Source organism: Acidocella sp. KAb 2-4, from assembly GCF_020567705.1.
Taxonomy (GTDB): Bacteria; Pseudomonadota; Alphaproteobacteria; order Acetobacterales; family Acetobacteraceae; genus Acidocella.
The window spans coordinates 22882-33056 of sequence record NZ_JAJDJU010000024.1 but is presented as its reverse complement, the minus strand read 5'-3'; the positions used below and the strand labels follow the sequence as shown (position 1 = coordinate 33056).

Below are 10175 nucleotides of genomic sequence, written 5' to 3'. Positions count from 1 at the left end.
GGTGGCGGGGGCCAGAGCGTCGCCGATCGCCATCACACTCTCGATGCCCGCCTCGGCTAGGTTTTGTGCGCGCAACTCGTGTAGCAGCGCCTCTTGGGGCAGGCGGGCGGTGACGGGCAGCACCGCGTCGGCCTCCACCACGCGCGCGCGCCCGGTGAACACGCAGCCGAGCGTCACCCGCCCCGGCGCGGCAGCGGTGAGGGTGTGCGAGACGATGATGTTCACCCCCGCCTCCAGCATGCGTTTCTGGATGAAATGCTGCTCCATGGTGTTGCGTGTCCAGGTGGAGGCTTCGGAGGCGGGCGTGGCGTAGGTGACGGTGTAGCCCCTCGCGGCCAGGGCTTCGGCCATCACGCCGCCCATGTAATAATGGTCGTCGTCCCAAACCAGCACATGTTGCGCGGCGGGGTAGGCGCCGTCCATGATGTCGTCCGGCGTGATGACCGTGGTGCCGGGCGCAACCGGGAGCGGCGCCGTGTATTGGTGGCCGACGAAATCGCGCCGCCATGCCGCGCCGGTGGCGATGGCGATGCGCGGGAAGCCGAATTCCAGAACATTCTGGGCGGTGAGGCGGCTGTCGAGATAGATCTGCACATTGGGCAGTTTGTGCAGCTGGCCGATGCGGTAATCGCGCACGCGGGACCAGGCGGCGAGGCCGGGAAGTTTGGACTCACGGGTGACGCGCCCGCCGAGTTGGGTGCCGGCCTCGGCCAGCGCCACCTCGTAACCGCGCTTGCCCAGGGCGTGCGCGGCCTCAAGCCCCGCCGGGCCGCCGCCGATGATGAGCACCGGCTTGTCGCTTTCCTTGGCGCGGATGCGCTCGGGGTGCCAGCCTTTGCGCCACTCCTCGCCCATGGTCGGGTTTTGCGTGCAGCGCAGGGGCGATTGCGTGAAATCGCCGGAGACGCAGATGTTGCAGCCGATGCATTCGCGGATATCCTCGATGCGCCCCTCTTCCAGCTTTTTGGGCAGGAAGGGGTCGGCGATGCTGGGGCGGGCGGCGCCGATGAGGTCGAGCACGCCCTTGCGCACCAGTGAGGCCATGCGGTCCACCGAGGTATAACGCCCCACGCCCACCACCGGCTTGCTGGTGAGGCGGCGGATGCCGGAGATAAAGGGCTCCTGCGCGCCCTCCTCGGCGAAGCGGGAGGTGCGGCTGTCGTTTTCCCAGCCGGCGAGGGTGACATCCCACAAATCCGGCAGGTCGGCGAGCAGGCCGATCATGTCCTCCACCTCGGCTTTTTCCAGCCCGCCTTCGCCGAGCAGTTCATCGACGGAAATGCGGATCGGCACGGCGCAGACATCGCCAACCGCCGCCTTGGTCTCCTCGGTGATCTCGCGCAGCAGGCGTACGCGGTTTTCCAGGCTGCCGCCATATTCGTCGGTGCGGTCGTTGTAACGGCGGGAGAGGAAATGGTGCAGGAAACCGAGCGCATGCGCGGCGTAGACATAGATGAGGTCGAACCCTGCCTTTTGCGCCCGCCGCACCGCCGCCAGATGCCATTGGCGCAGATTGGCGATGTCGCTCTTATCCATGCGCCGCGCCTGCACGGGGTCGTAGGTAAAGGTGGCGACGGGCAAATGCGCCGGCCCCATCGGCACTTCGCGCGAGTAGAGATTGGGGCCGTTCATGCCGTTATAGGCCAGCTCGATGCCCGCCAGCGCGCCGTGCTCGTGGATCTTCTCGGCCATGCGGGCCAGGGCGGGGATGTCGCGGTCATCCCACAGACGTAGCTCGATGAAGGGGGTGATCTCGGAGGAATGGTGCAGCTCCACCTGCTCGGTGCAGACCACGGCCCAGCCGCCCTCGGCCTTCACGCCGCGCATATGGGCGAGCGCCGTGGGGTCGCGATAGCCCATGCCGTTGCAATGCGGCACCTGGTAGAAGCGGTTACGGGCGGTGAGTGGGCCGATTTTCACCGGCTCGAAGAGGATGTCATAGGCGGCGGGCCGGGTCATGCGTATTTGATCCAGGTGGTTTTGAGGCTGGAGAATTTGTCCAGGGCGTGGGGCGAGAGATCGCGCCCGAAGCCGGAGCGCTTGGTGCCGCCGAACGGGGTTTGCGGGGAGAGCGCGTCGACCGTGTTCACCGACACGGTGCCGACGTTGAGCGCCGCCGAGACGCGCAGGGCGCGGTTGATGTCGCGCGTCCAGACCGAGGCGGCGAGCCCGTATTCGGAATCATTGGCGATGCGGATCGCCTCGTCTTCGGTATCGAACGGCACCACCGCCAGCACCGGGCCGAAAATCTCGTCACGCACCAGCGGCGAGGCCGGATCGGCATGGTCGAAGATCGTCGGCTGCACGAAGGCGCCGCCGGGCAGCACCTCGGCCGCGGCGCCGCCGCAGACGAGGCGGGCATGGGCCTTGCCGGCCGCGATGGCGCCCAGCACATGCGCTTGATGCGCGGCGTCGACGAGCGCGCCCATCTTGCTTGCCGGATCGAGCGGGTCGCCGGGCTGGTAGACGGCGGCCTGGGCCACGAGGCGCTCGACGAAGGCGGCGTGGATCGAGCGCTCCACCAGCAGGCGGGAGTTGGCCGAACAGACCTGCCCAGCATTGAAGAAGATTCCGAACGCGGCCATCTGGGCGGCGGCGTCGAGATCGGCGTCGGCGAAGACGAGGTTGGGGCTCTTGCCGCCCAGCTCCAGCCAGACCTGTTTGAGGTTGGACTCGCCGGAATAGCCCATCAGCATGCGTCCGGTGCGGGTGGAGCCGGTGAAGGCCAGGCAATCGACATCTGGATGCAGCGCCAGGGCCTTGCCGGCCTCGCCGCCGAAGCCGGTGACAACGTTGAACACGCCCTCGGGGATACCCGCCTCGCGCGCCATCTCGGCCAGCATCAGCGCGGTGTAGGGCGAACGCTCGGAGGGTTTCAGCACCACAGAATTGCCCGCCGCCAGGGCGGGGGCGGATTTCCAGGCCGCCATGTCAAACGGAAAATTCCAGGGCACGATGGCGCCGACCACGCCCAGCGGCTCGCGCGTGACCACCGCCAGGTTGCCGGGGTTGGCGGGTGCGGCCTCGCCGCAGAATTTGTCCAGCGCCTCGGCGTAATAGCGCCAAACGGCGGCGGCGCCGGGGATGTCGATGGCGGCGGCCTCGGCCACGGGCTTGCCCATGTCCAGGCTTTCGGCCAGGGCGAGGCGCTCGGTATTGGCCTCGATCAGCGCCACCAGTTTGAGCAGGATCGCCTGTCGCTCGGCCATTGGCTTGCCGCGCCAGCGCTTGTCGTCAAACGCCGCGCGCGCGGCGGCAACAGCGCGGTCGATTTCCGCCTCGCCGCCGCGCGATATCTGGCCCAGCGCCGCGCCCGTGGCGGGGTTGCGCTTGGTGTAGGTGGCGCCGCCATCGGCATGCGGCAGCCGGAGGCTGGCGGCGCGTGACTGCCAGCCGGCATGGGTCTGTTCGGTCATGGAGGATCCTTATTCGGTCGTGACGGCGGCGAGTTCACCCTCGACCACGTAGCGGCGCGGGCGGAAGAACAGCACACCGGCCAGCAGCGTGCCGATGCCCACGGCGGCGGTGGTGCGGTTGAAGGTGGTGATGGCGTAGAGCCCGGTGGCGATCAGCCCGACGGCGCTGAGGCCCGGATATACGCCGTAAAGCAAATATTGCCCCCAGGAAGTGCGGTAAGCCTTGCGATGCACCCAGAAGCAGACCAGCCCGGCCATGCCGAAATAATACGCCACTTGCAGGCCGCTGGCGGCCACGGCGTCGGAGAGGATGGCGCTGACGGAGGGCATGAAGCCCGTGATGAGGATGCCCGCCAGCCCAGTGCCTATGAGCCACCAGGTGCCGGTGCTGGGGTTTTGCGTGCGTGGGCTGACCTTGCCGAAGTTGAAGGGCAGGGCACCATCGCGCCCCATGGCGAAGAGCGTGCGCGTGACTTGCAGCATGCCGGTTTGCACCGTGGCGGCGGAGGAGAAGATGACGGCGATGGAGACGATCAGCCCGCCCGTGCGCCCAAGCCCGGCGGCAAGCGCGATGCTGTAGAGCAGGTTGCTGGAATCGTTGGAGGTCTGCGCCGCGGTGAGCAGCATCAGCGTGGCGATGGCGTAGAGCGAATACAGGAAGATGGTGACGAACACGCCCGACAGCCCGCCATTGCCGGCGGCATGCTCGCCATTGGCGGTTTCTTCACCAAGATTGGCGGTGACGTCCCACCCCCAATAGAGGAAGATGACGCTGAGCGCGGCGGCGGAGAATTCGGGCATGGTGGCGCTGGAGAAGAAATAGCCCGGCGAATATGCGTGCCACGACCAGGGATTGGCGTAAGCCATGCCATGCGCATGCACCAGCGCGGCGGCGCCGACGGCAAGCAGCACCAGCATCTCGAAGGCGACCATCAGGATCTGCAGGTAGCTGGTCGTTTTGATGCCAAACATGATGACGCCGACGATGGCCAGGAACCAGACGGCGGATAACCCGGTAGTGAGCGGCACGCTATTGGCGAGGTTGGGATTGATGAAGTCCAGCACCGCGGTGGAGAGCGGCACCACGCCGGAGATGATGAAGATCATCTGCGCCGTGATCAGCGCCCAGCCGGACATGAAGCCGTGGAATTTGCCGAAGGTGAGGCCGACCCAGTTAAAGGCGGCGCCGGCATGGGTCACGCGTTTGTTGAGCGCCTTGTAGGCCAGCGCGATGCCCAGCATGGGCACGGCGAAAATGAGGACGTAAAGCGGGCTGCGCAGCCCCGCCGTGCCGATGAGCGCGCCCATGGCCAGCGAGATGGCGTTGGCGGGGCCGGAGCCCGCCACGCCGAGGGTGAGGGATTCGAAGAACGAGAGCGAGTCTTTGCGCAGGCTATGGGTCATTCGGAACCTCCAAGCAGAGAACGGGCGTAAAGCGCGGGGCGCCGCTCGGCGCGGTAGGGAAACGTGGCGGCGCAGGCGGAAATCAGCGCGGGGTCGAGATCGGCGATGAGCAGGGCGTCGCCTGTGCCCGCCTCGGCGAGCTTGCGGCCGTCGGGGGCGGCGATGCAGGAGCCGCCGAGATAAGTGAGGCCGTTTTCGACCCCGGCATGGTTGCAATAGGCGACGAAAATCTGGTTCTCCACGGCCCGCGCGGGAACGATGAATTTGGGCACGGCGCCGTATTCCGGCGTGAGCGCGGTGGGGATGAGAATGAGATCCGCTCCCGCCAGGGCGGTGGCGCGCACCGCCTCGGGGAACTCGACATCGTAGCAGATCAGCAGGGCGATCTGGAAACCGGCATGGGAGAACGGGCGGCAGAAGGAGGTGCCCGGCGCATAGGCGCGGCGTTCGAAATCACCGAACAGATGCGTTTTGCGATAATGGCCGAGGCGCGCGCCATCTGGCCCAACCACCGCGGCGCTGTTGTAAATCGCGCCGCCGTCGCGCTCAGCATAACCATAGGCGATGGCGATGGCGCTCTCGCGCGCCAGCGCCGCGATGGCGGTGAAGGCGGGGCCGTTCGCCGGTTCGGCACCGGCGGCGCCCTCGACGTTGTAGCCGCTCAGCCAGCATTCCGGCGTGAGCAGCAGCGTGGCCCCGGCAGCGGCGGCGGCGCGGGCGGTGCCGGACAGGGCGGCGAGATTTGCCGCCTTGTCGGCCCCGTGCCCCTGTGTCTGCCACAGCGCCAGCCGCATGGTCAGGCGGCTCCGGCCAGCTTGGGCGCGCGGCGCTTGGCCAGCAGGTAATAAACCGGGCTGATCACCGCGAGGCCGACGATCCAGGAGATATCGACGCCGCCAAGCATATTGGCGATCGGCCCGGTGTAGAGCGTGGTGTCGACGAAGGGGAGCTGGATGAGGATGCCGAACAGGTAGCAGCCAATCGCCAGCTTGTTGTAGCGCCCATACACGCCGCCCTCGGCGGTGAAGAACGAGTCCACATCGTAATCGCCATGGCGGACGAGGTAGAAATCGACGAGGTTGATTGCTGTCCACGGTACCAGCACGTAGAGCAGCAGGAGGATGAAGTTGGTGTAGTTGGTGAGGAAGTTGCCAGCCGCGAACAGCGCGATGGCTAGGCCGATGAGGGTGATGACGATCGCGGTGACGATGCGCGCCATCGGCCCCGCCTTCCAGGACGGGATGAAGGTGTGGAACAGGGTGATGGTGGAGAGCACGCCGCAATAAAGATTCATGGCGTTGGTGCCGGCGATGCCGATGGAGAAGATGACGATGATCGGCACCGCGGCGGCGCCGGTGAAGGTGGTGAGCCCGCCGACCGGATCGCCATTGGCGGCGACGAGGCCGAGCAGCGCGCCCAGAATCATGGGCAGGATGGAGCCGAGCGTGCAGCCCCAATAGGAGGCCCAGAAGGCCGGGCCGGCACCCGTGTCGTGCGGCATGTAGCGGGTATAATCGGAAACATAGGGGGCGTAGGCGATCTGCCAAAGCGCGCCGACGGAGATCATCGAACAGAATCCCGCGAGGCTGAAGCTGTTCAGATGCATGACCCCGGCGGGCAGGCCATGGATAAACACCATCCAGACGAAGGTGAGCACCAGGGCGGCGCCCGAGCCATAGGTAAGGACGCGGGCATAGGCGTGAATCAGGTCGTGGCCAAAGATGGTGGCAATGACGCTGACACCGGCGATCAGGACGATCAGCAGGTTTTGGTTGATGCCAGGGGTGATGGTGTGCAGCGATTGCCCGCCGAGCACGATGTTGGAGGCGAGGAAGCCGACATACATGATGATGACGATGGCCACCACCAGCACCGCGCCCATGGAGCCGAATTGCCCGCGCGTCTGCACCATCTGCGGCACGCCAAGCTGCGGCCCTTGGGCGGCGTGCAAGGCCATGAAGATGGCGCCAACGAAGTTGCCGATGGCGATGGCGAGGATGGAGGAGACGAGGTCTAGCTTGAATACCGTGGTGGCGAGCGCGCCGGTCACGATGGTCAGCATCATGATGTTCGAGCCGAACCAGATGGTGAAAAGATCGCGGAACGTGCCGTGACGCTGATCCGTCGGAATTTGGTAAATGGTGTGCTGCTCGACAGCACCTGGACGTTCGGTAGCCATGGACGGCCTCCTTATCTTTTACTTATCGCGCCGGAATGGCGCCTGGGGTGAAGGGGAAGGACTGGGCGACTGGTTGCCGCCGCCGCGCAGGGCCCGGCGGGGTGTGCTGAAATTTTGATAAACCATCATAGCGCGAAGCACGCGGCATGAACGGAACACTCCACTTGAATTTCTTGACACAATGCTTACACGAACTTGTCGAGGCGTTGCATCGAATTTCCTGAAGCAGGGGAGAGCGTTCCCCGTAGCTATGGTGAAAGATAAGGCAATCGTCGCGGCGATCCTGCTCAAAACGAAGGCGTTTTTTGATGCGTGGACAGGGCTGGATGTTTTGCTAGAACGGAGCAATGTCCGATACCGTCGCCACGCTGGCCGAGCTGGCCGCTTTTCCGACCATCAGTGCTGAGAGCAACGAGGCGTTGATCCGTCATGCTGCTGAGAGGATTACCGAAGCGGGTGGACGGATTCATATTCTCGCAGGTGCGAAGCCTGGGAAATTCAACATGCTGGCGAGTTTCGGCCCCGCCACGGGGGCGGGAATCGTGCTCTCCGGGCATAGCGATGTGGTGCCGGTGGCGGGGCAGGATTGGCACTCGGATCCGTTCACACTAACGGAGAAAGACGGGCGGCTTTATGCGCGCGGGGCATCTGACATGAAGGGGTTTCTCGCCGCCATGCTCACCGCCGCCGGGCGCTGCGATGCAGCAAAACTGACGCGGCCGCTGCATCTGGTTTTTTCCTATGATGAGGAAATCGGCTGTGTAGGTGTGCGGGATTTGCTGGCCCGGCTACGGGCGGAAAACTTCCAGGCGCAGGGCTGCATTATTGGTGAGCCGACGGAACAGCGGGTGATTACCGGGCATAAGGGCAAGATCGCGGGATGCATCTGCTGCCAGGGCAGGGCCGCGCATTCGGCCAACCCGGCGCTGGGGTGCAACGCGATTATGCTGGCCAGCGATATGTTACAGGAAATGCGGGTGGTGCAGGAGGAATTGACGCGCGGGCGGCGCGATGATGCCTATCCGTTCCCCTTCACCAGCCTGCATGCGGGTACCATCAGAGGCGGCGTGGCGCTCAATATCGTGCCTGATCTCTGTGAAATCGAGTTTGAGATCCGCCATCTCGCGGGCGAGGATACGGATGCGCTGCTGGCCCGGCTCGGTGCGGCGGGGCGGCGTCTCGCCGCCTCGTCCGATGGCGGGGCGGTGGAGGTGCGGGTGACCAACGCCTATCCGGGGGTGGAAACGCCGCGTGACGCGGCCATTGCGCAAATCGCATTGGTAGCTGCGGGGGCGGCGCAAACCGGCAAGATCGGTTTTGGCACAGAGGCCGGGCTGTTTGCCGAGGCGCTTGGCATGCAGACGGTGATTTGCGGACCAGGCAGCATCGACCGCGCGCACAAGGCGGATGAATATGTCACGCGCGACGAGCTCGCGGCCTGCGATGCGTTTCTAGACCGGGTGATCGCCACGCTTTACTAGCGTGTGCCGGGCAGCGGCTGGCCCAGCAGCAATTCCTGGCAGAGTGCGATGAATGCCTCGGTGGTTGGCGTGCGGCGCAGGCCGCGGAACAGGGCGATGCCGTAATTGAGTGGACGCAGCGTGTCTTCGAGCGCCAGATAGGTGAGTTTGCGGCCATCGAGCGTGGAGAGATTCTTCGGCTGCGCGTTCGCCAGGCTGTACCCCTCGCCACGGCCGACTAGGCTGCGGATGACATCGATATATGCGTAGCGCGCTGTGATGTTCGGGCTGACCCCGGCCTGCCGGAATAGAGAGAGGAAATAATCACGGCTCATCGGCAGGTCGAGCAGGAGGAAATTATCCTCGGCCAGTTCGCGCAACAGCACTGAGCGGCGGCGGGCGAAGGGGTGCGTCGCGCCGACGAAGGCATAGGGCGGCACCGGCGCCAAGGGAAGGAAATCGAAATCCGGCGGGATGGCGAGGTCGTAGGTGAGCAGCAGGGAGATATGGCCGGTGCGCAGATGCTCGAACAGCTCAGCCTGGCTGCCCGCGATGGCGGAGGCGCGCGCGGCCTCGTGCCGGCGGCGGAACTGCGAGAGCAGCTCGGGGATCACCAGCGGGAACAGCGTGGACAGGCAACCAACCTCCAGCGGCCCGGCGACGCGCGAGGAGATGACCATGGCGGCGCTCTCCACCTCTTCGGCTTGTAGCAACAGGGCGCGGGCCTCGCGCAGGAAACGCTGCCCCTCGGCGGTGAGCGAGAGGCCCTGCGCATGGTGGCGGATGAAAAGCTGGATGCCGTAGGCTTCCTCCAGCGCCGTGATGGCCGAGGAGATGGAGGGCTGCGAGATGTTCACACGCTCCGACGCCTGCGTGATGCTGCCGGTTTCCGCGGTGGCGACGAAATAGGCGATCTGCTTGAGCGTGAAGCGCATGGGTTATATCTTTCCGAAGCAAAGCCTTAGCAGATTTTATTTTACAGAACCAGTGTGGCCGGCAAGATGTTAGCAAAACACACAATGGAGTGCCGCTGATGACCTTTTCGCTTGCCGTCCGCTGCGTGCGCACCGGCCAATTCGCCGTGGCGGTTACCTCGTCATCTCCAGCGGTGGCGGCGCGTTGTGCTTTCGCCCGCGCCGGGGTGGGGGCGGTGACGACGCAGAATGTCACCGATCCCCGCCTGGGTCCGGCTTTACTTTCGGCGCTGGCGGAGGGGCTGGATGCGGAAGCCGCCCTCGTCCGCGTGCGCGGCGCGGCGCATTTTCCGGCTTATCGGCAATTGACGGTGGTGGATGCGGCTGGGCGCACGGCGGCGTGGTCGGGGGAGAATACGTTGGGCGTGCATGCCCAGGCATTGGGGGAGGGCGCGGTGTCGGCCGGAAATCTGCTTGCCCATACAGGTGTTCCGGCGGCGGTGCTGGCGGCGTTTAACGCCACCGATCCGGCGCGGGAACTGGGGGCGCGGGTGATCGGCGCGATGCAGGCAGGGTTGGCGGCGGGGGGCGAGGCGGGGCCGATCCGTTCCGCCGGGCTGCTGGTGGTGGACCGCGAAGCCTGGGCGCTGGCGGATTTGCGGGTGGATTGGCACGATGAGCCGCTGGCGGAACTCGCCCGGCTGTGGGAGGTTTGGGCGCCGCAAATGTATGATTACGTCACCCGCGCGCTCAACCCGGTGGCGGCCCCCAGCTATGGTGTGCCGGGGGACGAATAACCCAA

The 10175-nt window shown here is 65.7% G+C and carries 8 protein-coding genes; 2 read left to right on the top strand and 6 right to left on the bottom strand.

Annotated features, from left to right (window positions below):
• From LI953_RS13070 to LI953_RS13050, 5 genes are all read right to left on the bottom strand, one after another.
• Positions 1 to 1959: FAD-dependent oxidoreductase (locus LI953_RS13070; RefSeq protein ID WP_227076535.1), on the bottom strand; the 1959-nt coding region annotated here is incomplete at its 3' end.
• Positions 1956 to 3416 (bottom strand): aldehyde dehydrogenase, encoded by a 1461-nt coding sequence (locus LI953_RS13065; protein ID WP_227076534.1) that lies wholly within the window; start codon positions 3414 to 3416, stop codon positions 1956 to 1958. The genes LI953_RS13070 and LI953_RS13065, both read right to left, overlap by 4 nt.
• A gap of 9 nt (positions 3417 to 3425) precedes the next feature.
• On the bottom strand, positions 3426 to 4820 hold the full coding sequence (locus LI953_RS13060) for an APC family permease (protein WP_227076533.1): 1395 nt from the start codon (positions 4818 to 4820) through the stop codon (positions 3426 to 3428).
• Positions 4817 to 5614, bottom strand: coding sequence for a carbon-nitrogen hydrolase family protein (locus tag LI953_RS13055; RefSeq protein ID WP_227076532.1), 798 nt, complete (start codon positions 5612 to 5614; stop codon positions 4817 to 4819). The genes LI953_RS13060 and LI953_RS13055 overlap by 4 nt, the downstream gene beginning before the upstream one ends.
• 2 nt (positions 5615 to 5616) lie before the next feature.
• Complete coding sequence (locus LI953_RS13050; RefSeq protein WP_227076531.1) at positions 5617 to 6999, bottom strand: cytosine permease; 1383 nt, start codon at positions 6997 to 6999, stop codon at positions 5617 to 5619.
• Between the two features lie 347 nt (positions 7000 to 7346).
• On the opposite strand from LI953_RS13050, the gene argE reads away from it, so the two are divergent.
• Positions 7347 to 8480 carry an acetylornithine deacetylase gene (argE, locus tag LI953_RS13045; RefSeq protein ID WP_227076530.1) on the top strand — a complete coding sequence of 378 codons (1134 nt, stop codon included), beginning with the start codon at positions 7347 to 7349 and terminating at the stop codon, positions 8478 to 8480.
• On the opposite strand, the gene LI953_RS13040 is transcribed toward argE, so the two are convergent.
• On the bottom strand, positions 8477 to 9394 hold the full coding sequence (locus LI953_RS13040) for a LysR family transcriptional regulator (protein ID WP_227076529.1): 918 nt from the start codon (positions 9392 to 9394) through the stop codon (positions 8477 to 8479). The two genes, argE and LI953_RS13040, sit on opposite strands and share 4 nt — an antisense overlap.
• A 98-nt stretch (positions 9395 to 9492) precedes the next feature.
• Between LI953_RS13040 and LI953_RS13035 the strand changes: the two genes are divergently transcribed.
• Positions 9493 to 10170 (top strand): DUF1028 domain-containing protein, encoded by a 678-nt coding sequence (locus LI953_RS13035; RefSeq protein WP_227076528.1) that lies wholly within the window; start codon positions 9493 to 9495, stop codon positions 10168 to 10170.
• Positions 10171 to 10175 lie beyond the last annotated feature (5 nt).